The sequence below is a fragment of the Rhizobium viscosum genome (genome assembly GCF_014873945.1).
Taxonomy (GTDB): domain Bacteria; phylum Pseudomonadota; class Alphaproteobacteria; order Rhizobiales; family Rhizobiaceae; genus Rhizobium; species Rhizobium viscosum.
The window spans coordinates 4,065,277-4,087,829 of record NZ_JADBEC010000001.1 but is presented as its reverse complement, the minus strand read 5'-3'; the positions used below and the strand labels follow the sequence as shown (position 1 = coordinate 4,087,829).

Sequence of the window (22,553 nt, the reverse complement as noted above, 5' to 3'; positions counted from 1 at the left end):
CCTTCTCCCCCTGCTCCCGGCGAATTCCAGAATGAAGCTCCTCTCCTATGTGACGGCAATTGCCGCAATTCTCCATGCCTCCGCCGCCATGGCGGCCGAGCGCGTGGCGCTCGTCATCGGCGAAGCCTCCTATCAATCCGGCTCAACCGTGCCGAAGGCGCTTGCCGATAGCGACGCGATCGCGGCCACGCTCGAACAACTGGATTTCGAGACGACGATGATATCGGATGCCACGCGCGCAAATTTCGTCGATGAACTGGCGAAGTTTTCCGAGCGTGCCGCCGGCGCGGAAATTGCACTCCTCTACTATTCCGGCCACGGACTTTCGGTCGGACAGGACAACTACCTGCTGCCGGCCGATATCAAGCTGTCGAGCGACATTCGCATTCGTTTCGAGGCGATCGCCCTGGAAGATGCGATCGCCGCTCTGAACGGTGCCAAAGCCCGGCTGGCGCTCATCAATATGCCAGACAGCAATCCCTATCTGGCCGGCATGAAGCTCAGCCTGAACAATATCCAGGTCAGCGACAATTTTGCTCCCGTCGATATGTCGGGCGCGGCTCTTTACCTGTCTCAGGCAAAGACGCTGACGGCCGGAGACGATGGGCTGAGCCCCTATGCGACGGCCGTCATCGAGGCCCTGGCCGAGCCCGGCGCCGATCTCGGCCAGTCCCTTGGCAAGGCAAGCGAACGCCTCGCGTCGATGAATCTGCCCAAGCCCCTTGAGTATGACGCCTTACCGGCCGGCATCGTTCTCTTGAAGCCTGACAACGGGCCGAACGGTCGGAATGACGAGACTGCGGACACCGGAATCTCCGCTACCGCCGAAGACGAATGCGATCGGCTGGCGGGCGACCCGAACGATCCGATGAAGTCGCCACACCATGCCGGAATCGAGTCTGATGAGTACATTTCCGAGGCGGCACTCACGGCATGCCAGGCGGCCGTTCAACTGCATCCGGAAGATGCTCGTCTACAGTACCAGACGGGCCGGGCATTGAAAGGCCTGGGGCGGTACGATGAGGGGCGACCATACCTTGAAAAAGCCCAGCGGTTGGGAAGCCTTCAGGCGCGGGTCATGCTGTCCCGATATCTCTATGGCGACACAGGTAGCACTGCTGCCGACAAGGAGAAGGCGCGGCGCGAACTTCAGGATGAAGCGGCGGAAGGCGCCACCGACGCACTCCTGGTTCTCGGTGTCATAAACGCCGGTGAAAAGAACCATCAGGAAGCAATCCGGCTGTATCGGGAGGCCTATGAAAAAGGCAATGCGACAGCGGCGTTATTTATCGGATTTTACTATCACGCCGGCACTGCGGTTCCCAAAGGCACCGAGGAAGCCGTCAACTGGTTCAAGCGAGCAGCGGAGAAAGATACCGGAGCGGGTCTTGAGGCTTTGGGTGACGCCTTCAGATATGACGAGGAACTCAACAACCCCGCCATGGCCTTGAAGATGTATCTCAAAGCGGCGTCATACGGATCGAGGAGCAGGTTCATCACGATCGGCGATTTCTACGCCGAAGGGTCCGGCACCGCGCGGGACTTTGCCGAGGCGAAGAAATGGTATCTCAAGGCAGGCGCCGAGGGTGAATACCGGATTGGCGAACTATACTATTACGGGCGAGGAACGGTGGTTGATTATGGCGAGGCTCTGAGCTGGTACCGGAAAGCCGCCGACCACGGCTATGCGCAGGCCATGCGCGATATTGCCATCATGCACGAGAACGGTGACGGCGTGGAGGCAGACCCTGCAGCAAGCATCGACTGGAACATGAAAGCGGCCGAGAAGGGAAATATATCCGCCATGAAGGCTCTTGGCGACATCTACCTTAACGGGACGAATGTGCCCAAGGACCTCGCCCAGGCCGAAAAATGGTATTCATTGGCTGCCGAAGAAGGTGAAGACTCCTATGCGATGAACCAGGTGGGCTGGGTGCGGCAGAACAGGGATCCGCCGGACTACAAGGGAGCCATGGAGTGGTACAGGAAGGCCGGCAACGAGGGCAATACGACATCGATCAGAAATATCGGTTGGCTGTATCAGAATGGAAAGGGCGTAAAGAAGAGCGACAAGGAAGCCCTCAAGTGGTACCGGAAGGCGGCGGACGCAGGGGATGGCGTCGGCATGAACTATGTCGGTGTCGCCTACGCGAACGGCGCCGGGGTAACCCGCGACGATCGCGAGGCCGGACGCTGGTACGAGAAAGCCGCAACGGCCGGCAACGACTACGCAAACCTCAATCTTGCTATTTTGTTTTCACGCGGACTGGGCTGCAGACAGGATCCCGAACTGGCAGCGCAGCTCGCAGAGATCGCCATTCGCGGCGACAGCGCGGCACGCGACTACTTCAAGAGCGACTGGTCGAACTGGCATCCTGCTTTCCTCGTGGCATTTCAAAAGCGGCTGAACAAACTCGGGCTCTACGACGGGGCCGCCGACGGTAACTACGGCAAAGGAACGCTTGCTGCCATAGATGCGCTGAACGAGCGGGGAAAAGAATAAGCCTCGCGAATAGACCGCTTCCGGGAAGCTGGCTCTGGCTAGAAGCGCATTCTGGTCAGCAGGGCCGTCAGTTCCGATTGCCTGTTCGTGTCCGTCTTCTGAAAAATCGTCCTGATATGCGTCCGCACCGTCAGGTAGGAAATCGACCGCTCCTCGCCAATTTCGCGCGGGCTCGCACCTTCGGCGAGGCGCAGGGCGATTTCCGCCTCGACGGCCGTCAGGCCGAACATGTCGCGCACGACCTTCAACGGCGGCCTATAGGGCCGATGGGGATCGTCGATCAGCGCCACGACGCTTGCCGAGGAAAAGACGTCGAGCATATGCCCGGACAAGCGCTGCAAGCGAACGATCAGGGGGCATTTGTCCGCACGCGACAGAAAGACGGTCCCGGTATCGTTCAACGGCTCCTGCGGGCCGGACAGCATACGGTTCATTTCCGTGCGAAAACGCAAGGCGTCGCCGGGAAAGCAGGGCCGAAGCTGGCCGTTCGAAATCTGCAGGTCATTTCCGAGATAGGTCTGCGCCTTGGCATTGAGAGATGTCACCCGCCCGGACCGATCGAAAAAGATGCATCCGACATTCGCCATCTCGAAGGCGGCCGACATGCCGGCAACCTTCTGCGCTGCCAGCCCCTGCATGATCATCGTCGCGCTGATAAGTTTCCGCCGTACGTCCTGCAGCAGCACGCGCTCCTCCTCATCGAAGGGGCCGACGTCGAGATGGCGCTGCAGGACGAGGAAGATCGGACTGTTCCCGGCAGGGAAAGTGACGATGGCCGAATGACCCATGTTGAACTGCCGGAGGAACTTATAATAGTCCAAAGTCTTGAACTGTTCCTCGGTCGCATAGTCCCGGTCCATGATGACGCCGGTCCTGCCCAATGTCGGGATGAACCGCATGCGGAATTCGCGGGAATGCCACTCCTCTCTCAGATAGGCTTCCATGCTGTTTGCCAAGCTGTCGGTCATGAGAAGGCGCCTGACGGATTCGGTGCCGCTTGGCTCCATCATATTTGCGCCGAATGCGGCGCTCGCTTCGCAAACATTCTGCAAAACAAACGGCCATCGCGACGGCTCCAATGCCGCGTCGAGTATTTCCTGAGAAGCTCTGGCTAAAGAAGCAGCATTGAGGAGCATTGAAAAGAACGAACATTAACCCGATAATTCAGGAGAATAGATGAATTTCCTGTCATAAATCAACTTCTGTTCAAGTTTTGCCGGATGCAATGTTGGGCTGATCTTTCTGGTTTCAAAGCAACGGCGACCGCGGCATTGGATGCAGCAGATCCATGATGCGCGCTCAAGCACTCACCTGCTAGTCTACCCTATTTCCAGGCGGGTTCGTTTTTCTTCTCGTAATCGCCAAACGCCTTCTTCAGCCCGCCCAGCACTTCGGCTGCGGTCTCGAACATGGCCTTCAGCTGCGGCTCGTCCACCTTCACGATGTCTTCCCGCAAATGGTCCATCATCTCCTGAAGGCGCGCCTGCATTTTCTGCGTATGGTGGCGCGGATCACGATCGGCTTTGCTGACCATCGGTAATCTCCTGTGGTTCGGGTTTCGATGAACCGCCATCCGTTTGGCGATTGCAGGCCAAACTTTCGACCACAGGTCCCGGTTCCCATATCGCTCACGACGGCTACAAGGTTTCGGCCGGGACGCTATATCCGATGCTGCCACCGCCCCACCTTGTCTGAAGGAGGAATTGATATGGCTACCGTCAGTGTTCGTTACATCGTCGACGACGTCGATGCAGCGATTGCATTCTATACGCAGTCGCTCGGCTTCGCGCTCACCATGCATCCGGCTCCGAGCTTTGCCATGCTGACCAGAGGCGATCTTCGCCTGCTGCTGAACGCAACGACGGGGCCAGGCGGCGCATCCCAGCCCATGCCGGATGGACGCCGGCCCGAGCCCGGCGGATGGAACCGCATCCAGCTGGAGGTCGAGAACATCGAAGCCGAGGTCGAACGCCTGCGGAAATCAGGTGCAAGATTTCGCAACGACGTGGTGGACGGGATCGGCGGCAAGCAGGTCCTCGTGGAAGACCCCGCCGGCAATGCCATCGAACTGTTCGAGCCGCCCAGGAAATAGCTGAGCGGCCGCGTCTCGCTCCCCACGAATGGGTGTCGGCTACGCCTCCGGCGCCAATATCTCCCGAGGTCGCTCGCTGACCGACCGGGATGTCAGGTCCGCAATGCGCGGCGGCATGCGCCTCCGGAAGAGCCGGCGGATCTCGGCCGTATCACGGCCTGTTTTTGGTTTCACGGGCCAGCACAAGATAGAGTGTTCCCGAAAGGAAGGTCAGTGCGCCAATGGCGATGATCGCCGCGGGGAAACCAGAGAGATCGGCGATCAGTCCGGCCGAGAGCGCTCCCACCGCGTAACCCAGATCGCGCCAGAACCGGTAGACGCTGAGCGATCGGGCGCGCCACGCGGGGTGCGATACGTCCGACACGGCGGCGATCAGGCTTGGATAGACCATGGCGGTGCCCGCACCGAGAAGAACGCTGCCCGCCAGCCACCATCCGAAGTGGCCGCCCAAAGCCGTGATGAAAAGCCCGGCGGCTTGGACCCACATGCCGCCGACGATCAGTCCCTTGCGGCCCCAGCGGTCGCTGAGCGGCCCGGTGACGACCTGTCCGACGCCCCAGACCATGGGATAGACCGCCTTGAGGACGCCGATCCGCTCGATCCCAAGTCCGAGTGTCGTGAAGAAGAGCGGGAAGATGCCCCAGCTCATGCCGTCATTCAGGTTGTTGACCAGACCTGCCTGCGATGCAGCCATAAGGTTGCGGTCCTTGAAGGACGTGAGAACGAATATCTCGCGGAACGAAAGCGGCGATGGAGGCTTCGGCGCTCGGCTCGCCTCGAGCTGGACATGCTGGCGTGTGTCACGGACCACGAGAACCGACAGGATCGTGCCCGCGACCGCGTATATGACGCCGACATAGATCGGCACCGGCCGGAGTCCGTATCGGCTTGCCAGATAGCCCGTCAGGAACGCGGTGAGGCCTACTGCGAAATAGCCCGCGAACTCGTTCAGGCCGACAGCGAAGCCGCGCCCCTTCGGCCCCACGAGATCCACCTTCATGACCACGGTCATGGACCAGGCGAAGCCCTGGCTGAGGCCCAATAGCACGTTGGCGGCGATCACCCATCCCCAGCTGGGAGCGAAGATGATGATGAACGGCACCGGAAGGCCGATCAGCCATCCCGCGACCAGGACCCGCTTTCGGCCCCAGGTGTCAGCCAATTGGCCTGAAACGAGATTTGCGAGCGCCTTCACCACACCGAAGCTGACGATGAAGGAGGTGATGAGCACGGTCGAGTCCACGTGGAACTCGTTCGCGCCGATCAACGGCACGACTGTGCGCTCGATGCCGACCATGCCGCCGACGAAGGCGTTGATGAGAAGCAGCAGAGAGAACTGATGCCAGTTCTCCTTCAGGCCGAGACGGACCGGGGACTGTTCCGGGATCGCTGTGATCGTCATCGGTCACAGCGCCGCAGCGGAGATGCCGGAGTTGAGCGCCCGCAATTCGGCCGCCTGTGGTGGAGCAGGCGGAATGTCCTTGGTCATGAACGCCACGAAATCGCTCTCGGTCTCGATCCTGAAGGCTTTGTTGAATTGCTTTTCGAAGCCGATCGTCGAAGACGGATTGCCGCTCAGGCTCCGCCCGCATACCGACCCCGCATAGGCACCGGGCATGATCGCCAGATAGTCCGGGAGTGCTTTCAGCTTTTCGATGCTTCGGAAGAGATCCTTCGCACCGTCCTCGGCGCTGACCGCCAGTTCGGTGCGGCCGAGATCGCCCACCATGAGCGTATGGCCCGTGACGACGAACCATGGCTCCTGCGCCCGGGTGCGGTCGGTGACCAGAAGGCAGATATGCTCGGGCGTATGGCCCGGCGTGTGCAGCACCTTGAGGACAACATTGCCGAGTTCCAGCTCGTGGCCATCGCCCACCGCCGTGAAGGGCACGCTGACATTGGCCTCCTCCGACAGCACGTATTGCGCCCCGGAGGCTTCGGCGAGCGCGCGCCCGGCCGAGACGTGGTCCGCATGGACGTGGGTGTCGATGACATAGAGAATGCGCAGACCCGCCTGCTCCGCCGCCCGGATATACGGCTCGACGTCGCCGACGGGATCGATGACCGCACCGGAGGCACGTCCGCCGCAGCCGAGAAGATACGAAATTCCGACCGGGTCGGTGTGGAGAAATTGCCTGACGATCATGATCTTGCGAGGCTCCCTTTGTCGTGTTAATTCTCATTCAATGAATTTCGCGAATGATTGAACCGGAGTCGAAACTTGTCAAGTGCCAAGAGGGCGGTATTCGCCCGCCTCGCCGAGATCGCCCAGGGCCTCGCCCATCCTCACCGCATCGAACTGCTGGAGCATCTCGCCCAGGGAACCCGAACCGTCGAGGAGTTGGCCGCTCTGACCGAGCTGACCTTCGCCAACACCTCGCGGCACTTGAAAGTTCTTCGGCAGGCCCGCCTGGTCATCGCCCAGCGGCGCGAAAGGAACGTCTTCTACAATCTCTCGGGCGAAGCCGAGGTGGTCGGACTGCTTGGCGCGATAGCCATCGTCGGTGAGCGGAACGACGCCGAAATTCGGCACATCGTCTCCGACTACTTCCACTCGCCCGACACGCTGGACGCCGTGACACGGGAAGAGCTCCTTTCCAAGCTCAAGGACGGCACCGTGATCGTGCTCGACGTGCGGCCGGAAGACGAGTTCTTGCTCGGCCACGTTCCCGGCGCGCGCAACATGCCGATCGGGCAGCTTTCGGAGCGGCTGGCAGAATTGCCGAAGGACCGGGAGATCGTCGCCTACTGCCGGGGTCCATACTGTGTGTTCTCCTTCGAGGCCGAGGCGATGCTGCGGCGCGAAGGCTTCAGCGTTCATCGGCTGGAGGACGGCTTTCCGCAATGGAAGGCGGCCGGCTTGCCAATCGAATCCAACCGAGCTGACGAGTCCAACCGAGCCGGAACGAGGACAGCATGACGATCTCCTGTTTCCCCGGCATCATCTGCCGGAAATCGACAGACGCTCAGGACGTGTTTTGAACGGGCCTTGCAAGGCATCGCAGACGCGAGGGCGTACCTGACGATAGCCGATGCGGCGGCCGTTCTGCGCTCCCGCAGTCTGTGATAGGCTGAGCTGAAGGGAGAGAATGCAGGGGGACGAGCATGAGAAGGCCTCGCTTCATCGCCGAACAGGCCCGGAACGCGACCGGGCCTCTTGGCAGGCTCATCGCTTTCATCATGTCCCACGAGACAAAGGGCGACAATCGGCGGGCAATCGATGCGCTCGCGCTGGAACCCGGCGACCATGTGCTCGACGTCGGCTGCGGACATGGGCGAAGCCTGACCGAACTCGCGGCGCTGGCGCCGAAGGGCACGGTGGTCGGGGCCGATCCGTCCGATGTCATGACCGAAATGGCGGCACGCCACGCCGCAGCGCTCATCGCGTCGGGCAGGGTCAAGGTGGTCACGGCCTCAGCCGATGACCTGCCATTTCCCGACGCTTCTTTCGACAAGGTGCTGTGCGTCCATGTCCTCTATTTCTGGCCTGCCCTCCTGCGCCCGCTTTCCGAGATTGGCCGCGTCCTCAAGCCGGAAGGCCGGCTGGCCCTGTTGTTTCGAACAAAAGCCAGCCAGTCGGTCGGCGCCTTTCCAGCGGAGGTTTACCGCTTCCCGGCGCTGGACGAGATCAGGACCGCGTTTGACGATGCGGGGTTCCGGGTCGAGATGATCGACGCGGCGGCCGAACGGACCTCTCCCGTCCTGGTCACCGCCACGAAGACTTGAAGCCGGTCCGAACACTGTGCAGCAGTTTTGCGCCCGGCTCAGGCGGCGCGGCTTGCTCAATGCGGGTGATGCCTGGCAGGCAGGATCTCTTCCGCACGGGACCGCTCGGTTGCAAGCGACCAGATTTCCTCGGCAAGGACGTCAGGATCGATCGTTGCAAAACGCGGATTGTTGATGGGCAGACCGTTGGCAGCTGCCACGCGAAGGCCCGTGGAGTTGTCGATCATCGCCCCGATGTGGAGCATTCCGGCGAATACGCCGCGATCCCTGATCTCTTCGTGAAGACCCAGAATATAGTTGCGCGTGGCGGCAAAGGCAGGACCAGGGCCGCTCAATCCCGCTATCGGCGTTACCGCCGAAAGACCGTCCGCGATGATGATCGCTCCGTCGCCGCGGGCAAGCATAGCCGGCAACACGGCCCGAACGACCTCAACCGGAGCAAGCGTCAGGATGTTGACGAGTTCTTTGAGTAAAGCGGCTGTCAGATCGACCGCTGGCAACATGCGGAAGTTGCCGACCGGCGCAAAAATTGCGGTATGAATGGAACCCGACTTCTCTTCGATCTCGCGGACCAGAGCCGGGATTGCGTCGATCTCGCTAAGGTCGGCGGGAAAGGCTGTCGCATCCACACCCTGCGCCGATAGCTCGGCGACCCTCTCATCGAGGGACTGAGTATTGCGGGCAACGAGAGCGATCCGGAACCCGGCCTTGCCGTAAAGCCTTGCGACGGACGCGCCAAGCCCGGACCCGGCGCCAAAAATTGCGATTGTTTTCTGGTCAGTCATAACATCTCCTATGGCAGTATGTTTTCGTGACTAGATATGCGTGTTAGACTGGCCACTGCACAAGAACGCATAATTTTAGGGCCTGGTCACATGGATTTACCCACCCCGCCGCAACAACCCGGAACAAGCATGGATTGCCGCCCCATCAGCCAGATGCTCGGCCGCATCGGGGACAAGTGGACGATCATGACGATTACGATGCTGCTCGACGGCCCGAAGCGGTTCAACGAGCTGCGCAGGATCATCGGGGGGATCAGCCAGCAGATGCTGACGCGGACGCTACGCGCCCTGGAGAATGACGGCCTCGTTTCCAGGAAGGTCTACCCAACGATTCCTCCGCAGGTGGAATATAGCCTGACCACCCTTGGCAGGTCCCTCGCCGAACCTCTCACACAGCTGACCGTGTGGGTTTTGGAGAATATCGCCGAGGTCGAGCGCAACCGTTCGAAGGCGTCCAACAGATCGGTGGACTAGCGCCGAGCGCGGATATGAACAGCGCCTCGATGCCGACGAGGAGGGCCTGCCCGATCGGGCAGGCTCGTCCACCCTCCTGGCGCTTCGTATTGCCGGGCGCTTCGGACAATAGCGGGCGACGTCAACCCGCACCCATCTCGACGAGAAGCTCGTCCAGTTGCTCGAACTGCTCGGGCAGCCCGCCCTCCGCCCCGGAATTGGCGTCGAACGCTTCCTTCGAGGGATAGAGTTCGTGCAGCACCAGCAGCGTCTTGCCGTTTTTCTCCTCGAAGGTCACCGTGGTGATGGCAGCGTCAGCACTTTCCTCATTCGTCCAGACCAGGCGCGAGTTCGGTATCACTTCGAGATATTTGCCGAAGAATTCCATGGCGCTCGAGGCATCGTGGCCAAACGCAACACGGTAGCCACCTCCGACGCGAACATCCATGTCGCAGGAAAGCAGGGGCACGCCGATCGACTTCGGCGCCCACCACCGCATGAACAGCTCGGGCTTGGTCCACGCCGCAAACACGATATGTGCCGGGCCGTTGAAAGTTCTGACAACGACGAGCTCACGCTCGGACGTCCGTTCCACCGTCGTGGGGTTCTTCATGGGGGTAGGCTTACTCTCCATCGTCCTTCTCCTTCCGTTTCAGTTCCTCGACAAGCTTGTCCAATTCGTCGAAGCGTGCGTCCCAAAGCTGGCGATAGCTCTCGATCCATGCCGCCTCGTCCTCCAGCCGGCGCAAGCCGAGCTTGCAGGTGCGCACGCGCCCGACCTTCTCCGTGGTAACGAGCCCCGCCTGTTCCAGGACGCCGACGTGCTTCTTCATGCCCGTCAACGTCATGTGGAACTTCTCGGCAAGGTCCGTGATCGAAGCATCCGCACGTCCGAGCTGCTCCAGAACACCGCGTCGCGTGGCGTCCGAGAGCGCGGCAAACGAGGCATCGAGGCGGGCTTTCAAATACTGAACCATATGGTTCAGTATATAGCGCAGGGATGAGCGACAAGCAAGGGGACCGAGCGCTGCAGCGATCTTGCTCGATCGAACGCCTCTGCACCTGGCCAATTATGGTTGCCCCCGATCTCATATGGGAACAATATACCCCCGCGATGCGAGACCGCCCCTCGGCCGAAGCCGACCGTGGCGACGACAGTCGATGTGTTTCACTTAATCCAAGCATGGAATTTCTCGCGGCTGTGTCGGTTTTCGCGATCGTAACCTGGAACTCCGGCCCAAGAGGGCCGCGGGAGGAGAATCCATTATGAAAATCGTCCTTATCGGAGGCACCGGCCTCATCGGATCGAAGACCGCAGCGCGTCTGCGCGACAAGGGCCACGAGGTGCTGGCCGCATCCCCGAAAACCGGCGTCAACACCATCACCGGGGAAGGACTGGCGAGCGCGCTGGCCGGGGCCGACGTGGTCGTCGATCTCTCAAACTCGCCGTCCTGGGAAGACCAGGCGGTGCTGGACTTCTTCGAAACGTCCGGTCGCAACCTGCTCGCCGCAGAACGCGACGCCGGCGTAAAGCACCACATCGCCCTCTCCATCGTCGGATCGGAACGGCTGCCGCAGAATGGTTATTTCCGGGCGAAGCTCGCCCAGGAGAGGCTCATCAAGGGATCGTCCATCCCGTACACGATCATTCATTCGACCCAGTTCATGGAGTTCCTGAAGGGCATCGCCGATGAAGCGACCGTCGGCGCTGTCGCGCGGCTCTCTCCTGCCGCCTTCCAGCCGATAGCGTCCGACGACGTCGCCGACATCGTGGCGGACGTTGCCCTCGCAAAGCCGGTCAACGGGATGATCGAAATTGCAGGTCCGGAGCGCTTCCCCATGAACGAGATCATCGGCCGTTACCTGAAGGCGATCCATGATCCGCGCACGGTCGAGGCGGATGTCCACGCGCGCTATTTCGGGTCGGAGCTCGACGACCGCTCGCTCGTGCCCGACGCGGGCGCGAGGCTCGGCAGGATCGGCTTTGCAGACTGGTTTCGCCGGTCCGGGCAGCCCGGCTAGCCCAAGGCTCCCAGCCCCCCAACGCATTTTCACACGGCAACGAAGAGGGTTACGACAATGAATTCTGCCCTATCCACATTGCTGGTGTCAGCCGGGATCTGTCTCTTTGGCACCCTGGCTGCCGCCGCCGACGACACCGCAAAAGTAACATCGCTCATGAGCAAGGACCTTCCGGACTATCCGGGCAAGGAGGGGCTCATGATTTCGGTCGATTACGGGCCGGGAGGCTCCTCGCCCATTCACAAGCACGAGGCGGACGCGTTCGTCTACGTACTGGAGGGCTCGATCGTGATGCAGGTCAAAGGGGAAAAGGAAGTGACCCTCCATCCAGGGTATACGTTCTACGAGAGCCCTTCCGACATTCACCTGATCAGCCGCAACGCGAGCAAGACGAAACCGGCGAAGTTCATCGTCGTGCTGGTCAAGAAAAAGGGCGCTCCGGTGGTGATGCCGGTAAAATGACATCAGCTTGCGATGCCGGCCGAACCAGTGCCGGCATCGTCGCAGCTTTTGATCGTAGCGATTGAGGCTGGGGGCGAAAACATGGAGCGGATCGATGAAAGTAACGGTCATGGGAGCGAGCGGGCGCATCGGAACGCGCCTCGTTGAAAGCCTCAGGCAGGCAGGCGCCGAAGTCGTCCTGGCCTCCCCCACTTTCGGGGTGAACAGCGTGACGAGGGAAGGCCTGAGAACCTCGCTCACGGGAGCGGACGCCGTCATCGACGTCACAAACGCGGCCTCCTTCGGAGACGACTCCGCATTGGAGTTCTTCAGGACATCCACCCGAAATCTGCTGGCCGCCTCTGCGGATGCGGGGGTCGGCCACTATCTCGCCCTGTCTGTCGTCGGGACCCCTCGCCTTGTCGAGAGCGACTATTTCCGCGCCAAGATGGTGCAGGAGAACCTGATCAGGGCGGCGCGTCGGCCCTATACGATCGTCCACTCGACGCAATTCTTCGAGTTCATCAGCGGCGTGATCGACATGGCGGCTGATGGCAACGATATCCGCCTTCCTTCCGCCTCCATGCGGCCCATCGCTGCCGACGACGTCGCTGATGTGCTCACCCTTCTGGCTCTGGCCGCCCCGGTGAACGACACGGTGGAAATAGCCGGGCCAGAGCAGTTCGCCCTCGATGAAATCGCCCGCATGCTTGTCGCAGTCAACGAAGACACGCGCGAGGTGATCACCGACGAGACCGCGCGCTACTACGGCGTCGAGCTCAACGACGACACATTGCTGCCGCGTCACCCCGCCCATGTTGGTCCTGTCAGGTTCGCCGACTGGCTGAACCGGTCCATGGCCGATTAGGGTCAACCCTCGCCCGAAGCTGACATCGCTTTGTGTTTTCACGGCCGTCGTGCCAATACGGATGCGGCCAAGGAAACCTCGCTCTTGTCAGGTCGATAGATGAAGCGCCTGCCCCGTATCCCCCAAGCCGTCCTGTTCGACATGGACGGGGTGATTTTCGACACCGAAACTCTGTATCGCGATGCGACGATAGCGGCTGCGCGGCACGCCGGGTTTCAATTGCCTCAATCCGTCTATCTTGAAACAATTGGTTTACCGGCTCCCGCCGTTCGCGAACTTCTGTTGGCACAGTTCGGAAAGGACGCTCCTCTGGAGGATTTTTGGAGGCATGCTTCGGAGCTGTTTGAACAGATGGCTCAAACGGATTTGCGAACGAAACCAGGCTTGCCGGAAATTCTCTCTCTCCTCGAAACAGAACAGATACGTTCGGCCATCGTCACCTCTTCAGATCGGGCTCTGGTAGAGGCACACCTCTCCGTAGCCGGCCTGCAAGGTCGTTTTGAAACCATCATTGCGTATGGCGATTATATCGCAGGAAAACCGCATCCCGCCCCATATCTGCTGGCCGCCGAGCGATTAGGCTTGCCCATTGGTGATTGCGTTGCACTTGAAGACTCCCGCAATGGGGTTCTCTCTGCGTCAAGTGCGAGGGCTATGACCATCATGGTACCGGACCTCGTTCAGCCCGGTCGAGATATTTCCGGCCTGTGCGAATGCATAGCGACCGACCTTCACGCTGTACGGGAATTGATCTCGAACAGTTTGGCTGACCTCGTCGGCTAGAGCCTTTCCTGGTCGTAGGCTCACAAGCGCGGAGCCAAGACCGCAGCTTTATCTCGCCTTGGATGCAGTCCGATGTTATCGCTACCGTAATAGCAAACGGAGCAAGACAATCATGGATTTGGCAATTCCCAGTGCAGCCAATCTCGGCCTGTTCGTCAGCGCCACGCTCGTGCTGCTTCTCGTACCGGGACCCGCAGTCCTTTACATCTTCGCGCGCTCGGTCGAGCAGGGCCGTTCCGCCGGCCTCGTTTCCATCCTTGGCATCCACACGGCCACGCTTGTTCATGTCGTCGCCGCCGCTGTGGGACTGTCGGCGCTCCTGGCATCGTCTGCGCTCGCCTTCAGCGTCGTGAAATATGCCGGCGCGGCCTACCTGATCTGGCTTGGCCTCAAGAAGCTCCTAGGCCCGTCTGGCATTCCCGACGTCGAGGGCGGTTTGCCGACGCGCAGCCCTATGCGCATCTTTCGTGAGGGCTTCATAGTCAACCTCCTCAATCCGAAGACGGCGCTGTTCTTTCTGGCTTTCCTGCCGCAGTTCGTTGAGCTCGACCGTGGCCATGTGGCGATGCAGGTCGCTTTTCTCGGGATTCTCTACACGGCGATCGGCGTTCTGACGGATGGCTCCTATGCCCTTGCTGCCGGCACGGCCGGCAACTGGCTAAAGCGCAGTCCCGTCTATCTCAAGGCTGAACGCTGGGTTAGCGGTTTCGTCTACATCGGCCTTGGCTTGACGGCCGCTTTTGCCGGCAATCAGAAAAAATAGACCGTCTGGCTTGCCTCAAAAGTCGCTTGCGACGGCCTGACAGCGATGTCATCGGGTGATCAGCCTGCGTTCGTTGCTGCCGGTGGCCGTCCGTAGGCGCTCAGGATGGCCGCAATGAGACCGGGGAAGCGGCTGTCCACTTCCTGGCAGCGCGAATGGTTGCGCATCTCCACGCCCTGACGTTCGCCACGGATAAGCCCGGCCTCGCGCAGCACCTTCATATGCTGCGACAGCGACGATTTGGGGATGACGCGCCCGCCGAGATTGGAAAGCGCGGCGCAAGTGCCGCTGGAGCCGAGGCCCGCGATCTGCGCGAAGATCGCCACACGCTCGGGATCGGAGAGCGCATAAAGGATCGCCTCCGGCTTCAAATCCTCGATGGCTGGGTGAAAGAGCGGTCTCATGAATTTTTATATAGGGCCACTTGATATCTCGATCAACAGTTCCGAATTTCTGAACTACGGAACGAAGCCGCCACTCCCGACGGCACTCCGGGTCGAAAGGAAAGAACATGTCTAAGCTTGCTGGAAAAGTCGCCCTCGTGACGGGAGCCTCCAAGGGCATCGGCGCCGCTATTGCCAAGGCACTCGCCGCAGAAGGTGCAAAGGTGGTGGTCAACTACGCCTCGAGCAAGGCCGGAGCAGATGCCGTCGTCGAGAAGATCACGGCCGCCGGCGGCAAGGCCATCGCGGTACAGGGTGATGTTTCGAAGGCGGAACAGGTCAAGGGATTGGTCGACGCCACGATCAAGGAATTCGGCCGCCTCGACGTGCTGGTCAACAATTCCGGCGTCTACGAGTTCGGTGCGATCGAAGAGATCACCGAGGAACACTATCACCGCCAGTTCAACGTGAACGTTCTCGGCCTTCTGCTGACCACCCAGGCAGCCGTAAAGCACATTGGCGAGGGCGGCAGCATCATCAACATTTCGTCCGTAGTGACCACCTTCGCCCCGCCCGCCTCCGCCGTCTATACCGGCACCAAGGGAGCGGTGGACGCCATCAACAGCGTGCTTGCCAAGGAACTCGGTCCGCGCAAGATCCGCGTCAACGCCATCCTCCCCGGCATCGTCGAGACCGAAGGCACGCATACAGCAGGCGTCATGGGCTCCGATTTCGAGAGCAACGCAGTGGCCCAGACCCCGCTTGGCCGCATTGGCCAGCCCGACGACATCGCCAGCATCGCGGTCTTCCTCGCTTCCGACGATGCCGGCTGGCTCACCGGCGAGCGCCTGACTGCCGCCGGCGGTTTTCACTGATCGTCGATTGATCCTGTGCGTGCCCTTCAAGGGCACGCACCCTGCCCCGTTGCCGCTGCCTGCGATGGCATCAGGCACGAGATCAGTCCGGAAACTGTTCCCAGACTTCGGCATAGGCCTTGAAACCGATGCGCTCATAGGTGGCTTTGGCTTTCGGGTGATCCCAGGTGTCCGTGTGGAGCCACACGCGCTCCGGCCGATGGCTCCATATCGCCCGCAGCGACCAATCCAACAGATAGGGTCCGAGACGACGGCCCTGGGCATCGGGGACCAGGCCGAAGTGCTTCAGCTCCACCTCTCTTTCGCCGACGCCCACAAATTCGCACAGCCCGACCGATCGTCCGCCGTGCCGCAAAATGTAGAGCGCTGTGGAACTGCTGGCCAGAAACGCCAGAAGCTCTTCCCTTGTCATCCGCAGACGCTCGTCCCATTGCAGGGGCATGCCTACCGATCGATAGAGGCTGAGATAATCGTCCGCATCGGGACGCTCTTCCGCGATGCCCGCACCCGCAAGCGGAGACGACAACGCGGCGCCATCCGGCGGCGCGAGCTGTTCCATATAGGTGACGAGAAGACGAACCATGGATGTGGGGGACTCAACAATTGCCGATCGATAGCTGCCGCCGAGACTCGACCGCAGCTATCGAGCCATTAGCGGTCTTTCGAGATGGCGACAAAATCACGTATCTGTTACATCGGCAACATAGGTGGAAGGGCTGAACGGAGAGACGAAATGCCTGTTTTAGAAGTGAAACTCGACCCTACCGAGGATGACCGCAAGGCAATCGCAGATCCCCTGCTCGCCTTTAATGAATCGAAGACGGGACCGGATGGTTACAAGCCGCTTGCAATTTTGCTGCGGGATGACGAGGGCCGAGTTCAAGGTGGTCTATGGGCGAAGTACTACTATGGCTGGGTCTTCGTCGAGCTGCTTTTTGTGCCTGAAGTTATGCGGGGGCAGCAACTGGGGGCGAAGCTTCTGGCTCAGGCAGAGCAATGGGCTAGAGAACAAGGCTGCGTCGGGATTTGGCTTGACACATTCAGCTTTCAGGCGCCGGGCTTCTATAAAAAGCAAGGATACTCCGTGTTCGGCACGTTGGAACGATATCCCCCCGATACACATCAGAGAACCTTTCTGCGAAAACTGCTTTAGCCTCCAAAGTCCGCTGCGGGCCTGGATACGGCATGCATTGATGATGGCAATCAATGGCTGCGGCAACTTTGCCCGGAGCACTTGACGCCTTGTAGAAAAGCATTGAAGCCGACATCAGGTCCAAGGCGAAAACCCGGCGATCGCCGATGCCGTCCGGCGCAGGGTTCGGCACCTGGCGGCCGTCTACCCTTCAACCGGCGGCCAGCTTTCGGTGTCGTGATCTGGATGCTGGTGGTTCGTGCTGCTGATCCGCAATCGCATCTCCGGATTTCCAGCATAGGTGGGATGATCACCGGGAACGTCTTTCAGACCGGCGTACCACGAAACGCGGCTCTCGTTGCCGTATTGGTTTTCGGGGGGAGCCTGGTTCGGATCATCTAAAGTCCCCGCGAGAATGCCGATGTCATCGGCATCCGGATAATCGAAGATCAGCGGCGTACCACATGCAGAACAGAACCCGCGTCGGCCAACGTCGGAACTCCTGAAATAGCTGATCTCGCCGCGAGTGACATGAAATGCTGGCTTCAAAACCGGGCAAATGATCGCAAATGGTCCGCCCACCGCCTTCTGGCACATCCGACAATGGCAAACGTGGACGTTCTGCGGCCTTTGGCCAAGTGTGTACCGTATTGCACCGCACTGACATCCGCCGGTAAGTTCAACATCGTCCATGGTCCCACCTCGGCGATCTGAAGATTTGCACATAGATAGCCACGCACATCGACTCTTGTCACATATTTTCACCGGACCGCCGAATGAACGGAGAGCATCTTAATGCCATCATATGTGATGGAGCTTCGCGCCCTGATCGGCAAGCGCTTGCTCCTGGTGCCTTCTGTTGCCGCCGTCATCCATGATCACGCTGGTAATCTGCTTTTGCAGGAAAAGGCTTCAGGGGAAGGATGGAGTTTGCCTGCAGGCGCAATCGAGCCGGGCGAGACGCCGCAGGAGGCAATCATCCGAGAGGTGATGGAGGAGACTGGCCTTGCCGTCACCCCAACGGACATCCTTGGCGTCTTCGGAGGGAAAGATTTTCGGTACACCTATCCCAACGGTGATCCGGTCGAGTGTGTCGTCACCTTGTTCAAATGCCGGGTCCTTGAAGATCGAGGCGCGTGGACAGATACAGAGACAAGGTCGCTCGGATATTTTTCACGAGACGCCATGCCCCCGCTCGCCTTGCCCTACCCTGTTTCGGCGCTGTTTTCGTAGCGGACAAGCAGTGTGGTCCGTAGGCGCTGCGTCTTGATCGGCTTTGGAACCCTTGGTGTCGATCCGGTTGTCGGGGCGGCGATTGGATATAATCCGGTCCTGTTTTGCCTTCCTCGCGTTCCCAATGGGTGGCCACCTACGACCAGAAGCCGTCGTTAACATCCGTCAGTTACAGCAAGGTAGAGATTGAAAAGCAGTGGGCGCACATGCAGATTCAGATTACTTTAGCTGAGCATAATGACATCGCCCCCTGGATGCTGCTGGCTGAGCAGGTGATTCCGCTATTCGGTCCGATGCCCGACTTCGAAGCAATTCTCGGACGCAAGATTGCGCAGAAACAGGCATATTGCGCCCGGATGAGCGCACACAAAACGACCTTGGCAGGCGGTGTCTTGATCGGTGGCACAGGTCGAGAGCACTGGATACGATGGCTGGCAGTCTCGTCCGAGCATAGAAGGCTTGGTGTTGGCAGGATGCTGGTGCAGACGGCTATTTCCTTCATCCCTGCCAATTCCTCCATCTATGTGGACACCTTCGTGGAGGGAAGCGTCGGAGCGGATGCAGCCAATCGCCTCTACGAGAGCTGCGGCTTCGCACCGATGGAAGTCTGGCAAGTGGATGATTTAGTTCGCCAGCGATATGTACGGCCACCTTCCGTCAGTGTGTGAGAGGAGCACCGCTTACCGAGAGAAGCCTTTAGGTACCTATCACTCCGAGGGATAATGCCACGGCAGGAGACCCTCAATCTGGCTCTGCGGCGAAGGGACCGGAGCCTGAGCAACATCAGCCAAGTGGGTCGTTGTAAGCGGTGTTATGGCCCCACCTTCCGGATCAGCGTGTGATTGTTGATGTTGTTGCCGAACGGGTCTTCGACATATGACGATTACATGATTTACACATAGCACCAGTTCAGACGTGCCGGCGCAGCGGTTTAAGGTTTTCACGGAAACTGGACGTCGGCGCGATTGGAGCGCTGTTTCAGTGTCCTGTGGAACTGATATGCGCATGTAATTCCGCTTCAGGATTTCGACAAAAGCATCGGACATACCGTTCGAATGGAAGCGCAAGTCTGTTGCGGCTGCGGATCAAAGCGGAGGGGGCAATGCCTCATCATCGAACTTCCGGATTTCAATTAATCCTAGTCCGGACTTAAGCTTGACTCCCCACGGCCCAATTCGCATTTTTACAATTCGTGCATCGTTACGCGTAATCCAAAAATCCACTTTAGAGACCTGCGGCAGCTCATGACGGATAGCTGAATAGTGCTTTGCTGCGAGACCCAGGTGACTTTCATCACCCTTAAATACACAGTCAGTTATTTTTGGACCAAATCGGTCCGCTGGAACCCACTTTGTCTGCGGGTAACGGATCCATTGCTTTCGCGTTAAATCTTTCAGATAATTAGTACCTGATTGGGTTCGCAAATCGGCAATAAACACCAAAGATCCATCGTCCTGCTCGGCATAAGTCGTGACGCTCGACCGGGCAGCGTTCATGGTTGCCGCGTATGCAACGTTGACGATTTCACAAGATTGGTCTTGGCCATTGTCACTGTTAGCTTCCGCCTGTTGAACTGCGCTAGTGACGACCAATGTCGCTCCCGCCAATCCCATCAAAAGTTCAGAGATGCACTTCATGAATCGCCCCTATCTTGACGGCCTCATCATGTACTCAGATGACTCTGATGCAAAGCTAGAATGAAGTGCAACGAAGCGGTGTGCCACTCGCACGTTGTCGGGTAGACTTTCGATTTGATGGCAGGCAACTCTGCGCCAGAAGCCGTCGTTAGATTTCAGCCAAGCGGTTTGGGATGAGTTCCGCCTTCATCCAATGGGTCTCTGTCTGGACATGTCTCCGGCCTTGCCATGTCGCGCCAGCGCCTCGGCTGTTACCCCAGCCGTCCGGCAACCCGCAGCGCCAGCAGGATCGACGAGACATGAAGGGCCTGCCCGATCAGGCCGGCCTGCAATCCGTCCAGCACGTCAGGTATCGGAAGGGCATGAACGGTCAGGCCCTCCTCGCCGGCATCGAGCCGTTGCTGATATCTGGGCTCGGCGCCGGTTGCGAGAAAGGTGTGAAGACGGTTCGTGTGAGAGGCCGGGTTCGGGTAAAGCGTGCTTATCAGTTGCCAGTTCTGGGCAATGTAGCCGGTTTCCTCCTCCAGTTCGCGGCGGGCTGCCTTTTCACTGTCGATATCCTGCTCGTCAAGGCCGCCTCCCGGTATTTCAAGGAAGAACCTGCCCGCTGCGTGCCGATACTGGCGAACGAGCAGGAGGCGATCGTCGGTGGTGATCGCAACGATATTGATCCAGTCGGGATAGGACAGCACGTAATAGGGAGAAATCCTCACGCCGCCTGACGTCAGGCAGTCGTCGGCCCGCAAATTCAGCCACCGATCCTGCAGGATCGCCGTGGATTTGATCACCGTCCAGCCGTCGTCTTCCATTCGAAAATTCTCCCGTTTCGAACTCGCCGATCCCAAAGATTAGGCCGTGAACTCGTAAATTCGAATTGACCGGTGTGGGGTGTCAGAGCGGTCTATTTCGATTGCCATCGCATTCGCTGCGCGTCCACACAATCGGCTCCCATGTGCTCGACGAAGGCGTCCCTCAGGCGGGAAAGCCATCTTTCTCTGTAGGTCAGGGGAGCGTCGGCCACGCCTTCAGCGATGAGCACCCATTCAGCGAACTCGGTTGCGGTCACTGTGCCCGAGTCCGGCATGAAGTCAGTCACGTGCACATATTTGCCTGCCTGCACGCTCCCGCAGTGACCCCATCCGACACAGACCTGATGCATGAGTGCATCGAAACCAACTTTTGCTGTCATGAAACTGCGCGGTGATTGAGGCGGGATGCCTGCGAGCGCGTCATCAGATTACAGCGCCGGGCGTAAGCCCGCAATAGGATTGGCTATCGAATGGCCGCTTTCATGTCGCGGCCTTGCGAAATTCATTTGCAGTTTTCGGGTGGCTTGTGGGAGTTTGTGTCAACGAAATTCGGGCGCGAATCCAGATGGCGGCAGGTCTCATCAGGCTTGAGAAATATTTCATCCCCTCCGGCGAGCCGGATGCCCGACTTGAAATTGTTGCGGCAAGGCCCCGGCACGAAGGACCATATCCAACCATCGTCTTCAACCATGGTTCCACCGGGCGCGGTCACAACAAGTCCTTCTATACGAGAACCGCGAGCCCCGCTGTCGTGGCAAGCCATTTCGCCGAACGGGGCTGGATGATCCTCTTTCCGCAACGCCGGGGGAGAGGCAAATCGGGCGGAGACTATGGCGAGGGACTTGCTCCTGACGGCTCCGGCTATTCCTGCAATGTCGAAATCGCGATTGCGGGCTTCGAGCGCGCCGTTGAGGACATGGATGCTGTCGTGCGCCATCTGCGCGAGCGGCCCGATGTGGATCAGAGCCGGCTTGTCATCGCCGGCGTCTCGCGCGGCGGCATCCTGTCGATCGCCTATGCGGGCATGCGCCCGGCGATCTTCCGGGGTGCCGTCAATTTCAACGGCGGCTGGCTCGGCCGAGGTTGCGCCAATCATGAAATCGTCAACCCGCGCCTCTTCGAACGCGGAGGGTCATCCGGGATTTCGACGCTCTGGCTGCACGGCACGCATGACCAGTACTATCGGATAGAGCACTGCCGGGGAAATTTCGAGAGGTTCCGCTCGGCGGGCGGACAGGGGAAATTCGTTGCCGCGGCCGCCGGCCATGCCCTGATGTTCAAGCCGGCATTGTGGTCGAACCATCTCGATCAGTACATGGATAGTCTGTAACCGCTGTTCTCAGGCCGCCAAGCGTATCGTGATGACCAAAGGCGCAAAGCGCGATATTCAAGCGGCGTTCGGGGGAGCCAGGCCAGCACGGCGCTGACCTTGCCCCAGTGATCGATTGCACTCCTCGGCGTAATCCTCTGCGATTTAAGGATTATGCAGAAGCGCGCAGCCCTATTGCTGCTGCTGCGCCGGCGGCGGGGTGCCGATCTTTTCCAGAACCTTCTTGGCGAGAGCCGGGTCGCTCTGTGCGGCCGTCAGGATCGACGAGTATTCCTCGACGGAGATGTTGTTGGAGGCTTCGACGGTGTCGACCATCTGCTTCTTGGCTTCTTCCTGCAGCTTTTGCTTCGCAGCCTCGTCCTTCGTCGCGCCGATCTTGGCCGAATATTCCTTTCTGACCTTGTCGACCTGCAGATAGGCAACGGCAAAGGCCTCGATTTTCTGGTCGCTGACAGGGGCGGCTGCACCATTGTCGCCGCTCTGCCCCTGCATCGGCGCCTGGCCCTGCGTCGCCGGCGGCTGCTGTTGCGCCTGGGCCATGTCCTCGGCGGAGGCCGGGCTGAGAGCAAGCAGGCTGAAGACCGCAGCGGTCATCATTGCGACGGGTGTGTAACGAGTGATCATGGTCATTCCTTTTCACGTGCATGATTTGATCGGCAGCAGGACCGCCTCGGTCGATCGCTCAGCCGCTGGAGGCTGGCGAGGTCGCAACGATGGA

Annotated in this window: 28 protein-coding genes; 15 read left to right on the top strand and 13 right to left on the bottom strand. The window is 59.8% G+C overall.

The features are described 5' to 3' along the window. Nucleotides 1-31: 31 nt before the first annotated feature. Nucleotides 32-2,503, top strand: coding sequence for a caspase family protein (locus tag H4W29_RS20280; RefSeq protein ID WP_192730518.1), 2,472 nt, complete (start codon nucleotides 32-34; stop codon nucleotides 2,501-2,503). Between the two features lie 38 nt (nucleotides 2,504-2,541). Here H4W29_RS20280 and H4W29_RS20275 read toward each other — a convergent pair whose 3' ends face one another. Together H4W29_RS20275 and H4W29_RS20270 are read right to left on the bottom strand one after the other, a co-directional pair. Further along, the gene (locus H4W29_RS20275) at nucleotides 2,542-3,471 is read right to left on the bottom strand and encodes a helix-turn-helix transcriptional regulator (protein ID WP_192730517.1); all 930 of its coding nucleotides are present in this window, start codon (nucleotides 3,469-3,471) and stop codon (nucleotides 2,542-2,544) included. A 356-nt stretch (nucleotides 3,472-3,827) separates the two neighbouring features. Then, nucleotides 3,828-4,037, bottom strand: coding sequence for a hypothetical protein (locus tag H4W29_RS20270; protein WP_192730516.1), 210 nt, complete (start codon nucleotides 4,035-4,037; stop codon nucleotides 3,828-3,830). A gap of 174 nt (nucleotides 4,038-4,211) precedes the next feature. Between H4W29_RS20270 and H4W29_RS20265 the strand changes: the two genes are divergently transcribed. Then, nucleotides 4,212-4,595 (top strand): VOC family protein, encoded by a 384-nt coding sequence (locus H4W29_RS20265; protein ID WP_192730515.1) that lies wholly within the window; start codon nucleotides 4,212-4,214, stop codon nucleotides 4,593-4,595. A gap of 151 nt (nucleotides 4,596-4,746) precedes the next feature. Here H4W29_RS20265 and H4W29_RS20260 read toward each other — a convergent pair whose 3' ends face one another. Both H4W29_RS20260 and H4W29_RS20255 read right to left on the bottom strand, forming a co-directional pair. Beyond that, a complete protein-coding gene (locus H4W29_RS20260) occupies nucleotides 4,747-5,997 on the bottom strand; it encodes an MFS transporter (RefSeq protein WP_192730514.1) in 1,251 nt (416 codons plus the stop codon). A 3-nt stretch (nucleotides 5,998-6,000) separates the two neighbouring features. Further along, complete coding sequence (locus H4W29_RS20255; protein WP_192730513.1) at nucleotides 6,001-6,741, bottom strand: MBL fold metallo-hydrolase; 741 nt, start codon at nucleotides 6,739-6,741, stop codon at nucleotides 6,001-6,003. Nucleotides 6,742-6,816: 75 nt separating this feature from the next. On the opposite strand from H4W29_RS20255, the gene H4W29_RS20250 reads away from it, so the two are divergent. Together H4W29_RS20250 and H4W29_RS20245 are read left to right on the top strand one after the other, a co-directional pair. Further along, the gene (locus tag H4W29_RS20250; RefSeq protein ID WP_192730512.1) at nucleotides 6,817-7,515 is read left to right on the top strand and encodes an ArsR/SmtB family transcription factor; all 699 of its coding nucleotides are present in this window, start codon (nucleotides 6,817-6,819) and stop codon (nucleotides 7,513-7,515) included. A gap of 185 nt (nucleotides 7,516-7,700) precedes the next feature. Then, nucleotides 7,701-8,321, top strand: a complete 621-nt coding sequence (locus tag H4W29_RS20245; RefSeq protein WP_192730511.1) for a class I SAM-dependent methyltransferase — start codon at nucleotides 7,701-7,703, stop codon at nucleotides 8,319-8,321. A gap of 56 nt (nucleotides 8,322-8,377) precedes the next feature. Here H4W29_RS20245 and H4W29_RS20240 read toward each other — a convergent pair whose 3' ends face one another. Next, entirely contained in the window at nucleotides 8,378-9,106 is a 729-nt protein-coding gene (locus H4W29_RS20240; protein WP_192730510.1) for an SDR family NAD(P)-dependent oxidoreductase, read from the bottom strand. 129 nt (nucleotides 9,107-9,235) lie between these two features. Between H4W29_RS20240 and H4W29_RS20235 the strand changes: the two genes are divergently transcribed. Further along, nucleotides 9,236-9,580: a winged helix-turn-helix transcriptional regulator gene (locus tag H4W29_RS20235; RefSeq protein WP_281401378.1), complete on the top strand. Its 345-nt coding sequence runs from the start codon at nucleotides 9,236-9,238 to the stop codon at nucleotides 9,578-9,580. A 121-nt stretch (nucleotides 9,581-9,701) separates the two neighbouring features. Here H4W29_RS20235 and H4W29_RS20230 read toward each other — a convergent pair whose 3' ends face one another. Both H4W29_RS20230 and H4W29_RS20225 read right to left on the bottom strand, forming a co-directional pair. Further along, nucleotides 9,702-10,193, bottom strand: a complete 492-nt coding sequence (locus H4W29_RS20230; protein WP_192730508.1) for an SRPBCC family protein — start codon at nucleotides 10,191-10,193, stop codon at nucleotides 9,702-9,704. After that, nucleotides 10,183-10,536, bottom strand: coding sequence for an ArsR/SmtB family transcription factor (locus H4W29_RS20225; protein WP_192730507.1), 354 nt, complete (start codon nucleotides 10,534-10,536; stop codon nucleotides 10,183-10,185). Before H4W29_RS20225 ends, H4W29_RS20230 begins: the two co-directional genes overlap by 11 nt. 289 nt (nucleotides 10,537-10,825) lie before the next feature. Between H4W29_RS20225 and H4W29_RS20220 the strand changes: the two genes are divergently transcribed. The 5 genes from H4W29_RS20220 to H4W29_RS20200 all read left to right on the top strand — a co-directional run bounded on the left by H4W29_RS20220 (nucleotide 10,826) and on the right by H4W29_RS20200 (nucleotide 14,436). Further along, the gene (locus tag H4W29_RS20220; RefSeq protein ID WP_192730506.1) at nucleotides 10,826-11,581 is read left to right on the top strand and encodes an SDR family oxidoreductase; all 756 of its coding nucleotides are present in this window, start codon (nucleotides 10,826-10,828) and stop codon (nucleotides 11,579-11,581) included. A 57-nt stretch (nucleotides 11,582-11,638) separates the two neighbouring features. Further along, the gene (locus H4W29_RS20215; protein WP_192730505.1) at nucleotides 11,639-12,043 is read left to right on the top strand and encodes a cupin domain-containing protein; all 405 of its coding nucleotides are present in this window, start codon (nucleotides 11,639-11,641) and stop codon (nucleotides 12,041-12,043) included. Between the two features lie 94 nt (nucleotides 12,044-12,137). Beyond that, a complete protein-coding gene (locus H4W29_RS20210) occupies nucleotides 12,138-12,890 on the top strand; it encodes an SDR family oxidoreductase (protein ID WP_192730504.1) in 753 nt (250 codons plus the stop codon). Between the two features lie 99 nt (nucleotides 12,891-12,989). Continuing rightward, nucleotides 12,990-13,673, top strand: coding sequence for an HAD family hydrolase (locus H4W29_RS20205; RefSeq protein ID WP_192730503.1), 684 nt, complete (start codon nucleotides 12,990-12,992; stop codon nucleotides 13,671-13,673). Nucleotides 13,674-13,785: 112 nt separating this feature from the next. After that, nucleotides 13,786-14,436 (top strand): LysE family translocator, encoded by a 651-nt coding sequence (locus tag H4W29_RS20200; RefSeq protein ID WP_192730502.1) that lies wholly within the window; start codon nucleotides 13,786-13,788, stop codon nucleotides 14,434-14,436. Between the two features lie 59 nt (nucleotides 14,437-14,495). On the opposite strand, the gene H4W29_RS20195 is transcribed toward H4W29_RS20200, so the two are convergent. Beyond that, nucleotides 14,496-14,840: an ArsR/SmtB family transcription factor gene (locus H4W29_RS20195; protein WP_192730501.1), complete on the bottom strand. Its 345-nt coding sequence runs from the start codon at nucleotides 14,838-14,840 to the stop codon at nucleotides 14,496-14,498. Nucleotides 14,841-14,947: 107 nt separating this feature from the next. On the opposite strand from H4W29_RS20195, the gene H4W29_RS20190 reads away from it, so the two are divergent. Beyond that, nucleotides 14,948-15,694: a glucose 1-dehydrogenase gene (locus H4W29_RS20190; protein ID WP_192730500.1), complete on the top strand. Its 747-nt coding sequence runs from the start codon at nucleotides 14,948-14,950 to the stop codon at nucleotides 15,692-15,694. A gap of 82 nt (nucleotides 15,695-15,776) precedes the next feature. Here the strand turns inward: H4W29_RS20190 and H4W29_RS20185 are convergent, their stop codons facing one another. Next, entirely contained in the window at nucleotides 15,777-16,277 is a 501-nt protein-coding gene (locus tag H4W29_RS20185; RefSeq protein WP_192730499.1) for a GNAT family N-acetyltransferase, read from the bottom strand. Nucleotides 16,278-16,427: 150 nt separating this feature from the next. On the opposite strand from H4W29_RS20185, the gene H4W29_RS20180 reads away from it, so the two are divergent. After that, nucleotides 16,428-16,847: a GNAT family N-acetyltransferase gene (locus H4W29_RS20180; RefSeq protein WP_192730498.1), complete on the top strand. Its 420-nt coding sequence runs from the start codon at nucleotides 16,428-16,430 to the stop codon at nucleotides 16,845-16,847. A 183-nt stretch (nucleotides 16,848-17,030) separates the two neighbouring features. Here H4W29_RS20180 and H4W29_RS20175 read toward each other — a convergent pair whose 3' ends face one another. Beyond that, nucleotides 17,031-17,519: a GFA family protein gene (locus H4W29_RS20175; protein ID WP_192730497.1), complete on the bottom strand. Its 489-nt coding sequence runs from the start codon at nucleotides 17,517-17,519 to the stop codon at nucleotides 17,031-17,033. A 117-nt stretch (nucleotides 17,520-17,636) separates the two neighbouring features. Here H4W29_RS20175 and H4W29_RS20170 point away from each other — a divergent pair, with 117 nt between their 5' ends. Then, nucleotides 17,637-18,059, top strand: coding sequence for an NUDIX domain-containing protein (locus H4W29_RS20170; protein WP_246517263.1), 423 nt, complete (start codon nucleotides 17,637-17,639; stop codon nucleotides 18,057-18,059). 128 nt (nucleotides 18,060-18,187) lie between these two features. Continuing rightward, nucleotides 18,188-18,727: a GNAT family N-acetyltransferase gene (locus H4W29_RS34735; RefSeq protein WP_192730495.1), complete on the top strand. Its 540-nt coding sequence runs from the start codon at nucleotides 18,188-18,190 to the stop codon at nucleotides 18,725-18,727. 417 nt (nucleotides 18,728-19,144) lie between these two features. Here H4W29_RS34735 and H4W29_RS20160 read toward each other — a convergent pair whose 3' ends face one another. Then, entirely contained in the window at nucleotides 19,145-19,696 is a 552-nt protein-coding gene (locus H4W29_RS20160) for a hypothetical protein (RefSeq protein WP_192730494.1), read from the bottom strand. Between the two features lie 251 nt (nucleotides 19,697-19,947). Further along, nucleotides 19,948-20,505 (bottom strand): NUDIX hydrolase, encoded by a 558-nt coding sequence (locus tag H4W29_RS20155; RefSeq protein WP_192730493.1) that lies wholly within the window; start codon nucleotides 20,503-20,505, stop codon nucleotides 19,948-19,950. Between the two features lie 565 nt (nucleotides 20,506-21,070). Here H4W29_RS20155 and H4W29_RS20150 point away from each other — a divergent pair. Next, nucleotides 21,071-21,835 (top strand): alpha/beta hydrolase family protein, encoded by a 765-nt coding sequence (locus tag H4W29_RS20150; protein ID WP_192730492.1) that lies wholly within the window; start codon nucleotides 21,071-21,073, stop codon nucleotides 21,833-21,835. A 171-nt stretch (nucleotides 21,836-22,006) separates the two neighbouring features. Here H4W29_RS20150 and H4W29_RS20145 read toward each other — a convergent pair whose 3' ends face one another. Then, nucleotides 22,007-22,459: a DUF4168 domain-containing protein gene (locus tag H4W29_RS20145; RefSeq protein WP_192730491.1), complete on the bottom strand. Its 453-nt coding sequence runs from the start codon at nucleotides 22,457-22,459 to the stop codon at nucleotides 22,007-22,009. Between the last annotated feature and the right edge of the window lie 94 nt (nucleotides 22,460-22,553).

What these genes read in the sequence shown, in the direction of transcription:
- H4W29_RS20280 (WP_192730518.1), top strand. Translation starts at nt 32, where the DNA reads ATGAAGCTCCTCTCCTATGTGACGGCAATTGCCGCAATTCTCCATGCC.
- H4W29_RS20275 (WP_192730517.1), bottom strand. Translation starts at nt 3,471, where the DNA reads ATGACCGACAGCTTGGCAAACAGCATGGAAGCCTATCTGAGAGAGGAG.
- H4W29_RS20270 (WP_192730516.1), bottom strand. Translation starts at nt 4,037, where the DNA reads ATGGTCAGCAAAGCCGATCGTGATCCGCGCCACCATACGCAGAAAATG.
- H4W29_RS20265 (WP_192730515.1), top strand. Translation starts at nt 4,212, where the DNA reads ATGGCTACCGTCAGTGTTCGTTACATCGTCGACGACGTCGATGCAGCG.
- H4W29_RS20260 (WP_192730514.1), bottom strand. Translation starts at nt 5,997, where the DNA reads ATGACGATCACAGCGATCCCGGAACAGTCCCCGGTCCGTCTCGGCCTG.
- H4W29_RS20255 (WP_192730513.1), bottom strand. Translation starts at nt 6,741, where the DNA reads ATGATCGTCAGGCAATTTCTCCACACCGACCCGGTCGGAATTTCGTAT.
- H4W29_RS20245 (WP_192730511.1), top strand. Translation starts at nt 7,701, where the DNA reads ATGAGAAGGCCTCGCTTCATCGCCGAACAGGCCCGGAACGCGACCGGG.
- H4W29_RS20240 (WP_192730510.1), bottom strand. Translation starts at nt 9,106, where the DNA reads ATGACTGACCAGAAAACAATCGCAATTTTTGGCGCCGGGTCCGGGCTT.
- H4W29_RS20235 (WP_281401378.1), top strand. Translation starts at nt 9,236, where the DNA reads ATGGATTGCCGCCCCATCAGCCAGATGCTCGGCCGCATCGGGGACAAG.
- H4W29_RS20230 (WP_192730508.1), bottom strand. Translation starts at nt 10,193, where the DNA reads ATGGAGAGTAAGCCTACCCCCATGAAGAACCCCACGACGGTGGAACGG.
- H4W29_RS20225 (WP_192730507.1), bottom strand. Translation starts at nt 10,536, where the DNA reads ATGGTTCAGTATTTGAAAGCCCGCCTCGATGCCTCGTTTGCCGCGCTC.
- H4W29_RS20220 (WP_192730506.1), top strand. Translation starts at nt 10,826, where the DNA reads ATGAAAATCGTCCTTATCGGAGGCACCGGCCTCATCGGATCGAAGACC.
- H4W29_RS20215 (WP_192730505.1), top strand. Translation starts at nt 11,639, where the DNA reads ATGAATTCTGCCCTATCCACATTGCTGGTGTCAGCCGGGATCTGTCTC.
- H4W29_RS20210 (WP_192730504.1), top strand. Translation starts at nt 12,138, where the DNA reads ATGAAAGTAACGGTCATGGGAGCGAGCGGGCGCATCGGAACGCGCCTC.
- H4W29_RS20205 (WP_192730503.1), top strand. Translation starts at nt 12,990, where the DNA reads ATGAAGCGCCTGCCCCGTATCCCCCAAGCCGTCCTGTTCGACATGGAC.
- H4W29_RS20200 (WP_192730502.1), top strand. Translation starts at nt 13,786, where the DNA reads ATGGATTTGGCAATTCCCAGTGCAGCCAATCTCGGCCTGTTCGTCAGC.
- H4W29_RS20195 (WP_192730501.1), bottom strand. Translation starts at nt 14,840, where the DNA reads ATGAGACCGCTCTTTCACCCAGCCATCGAGGATTTGAAGCCGGAGGCG.
- H4W29_RS20190 (WP_192730500.1), top strand. Translation starts at nt 14,948, where the DNA reads ATGTCTAAGCTTGCTGGAAAAGTCGCCCTCGTGACGGGAGCCTCCAAG.
- H4W29_RS20185 (WP_192730499.1), bottom strand. Translation starts at nt 16,277, where the DNA reads ATGGTTCGTCTTCTCGTCACCTATATGGAACAGCTCGCGCCGCCGGAT.
- H4W29_RS20180 (WP_192730498.1), top strand. Translation starts at nt 16,428, where the DNA reads ATGCCTGTTTTAGAAGTGAAACTCGACCCTACCGAGGATGACCGCAAG.
- H4W29_RS20175 (WP_192730497.1), bottom strand. Translation starts at nt 17,519, where the DNA reads ATGGACGATGTTGAACTTACCGGCGGATGTCAGTGCGGTGCAATACGG.
- H4W29_RS20170 (WP_246517263.1), top strand. Translation starts at nt 17,637, where the DNA reads ATGGAGCTTCGCGCCCTGATCGGCAAGCGCTTGCTCCTGGTGCCTTCT.
- H4W29_RS20160 (WP_192730494.1), bottom strand. Translation starts at nt 19,696, where the DNA reads ATGAAGTGCATCTCTGAACTTTTGATGGGATTGGCGGGAGCGACATTG.
- H4W29_RS20155 (WP_192730493.1), bottom strand. Translation starts at nt 20,505, where the DNA reads ATGGAAGACGACGGCTGGACGGTGATCAAATCCACGGCGATCCTGCAG.
- H4W29_RS20150 (WP_192730492.1), top strand. Translation starts at nt 21,071, where the DNA reads ATGGCGGCAGGTCTCATCAGGCTTGAGAAATATTTCATCCCCTCCGGC.
- H4W29_RS20145 (WP_192730491.1), bottom strand. Translation starts at nt 22,459, where the DNA reads ATGATCACTCGTTACACACCCGTCGCAATGATGACCGCTGCGGTCTTC.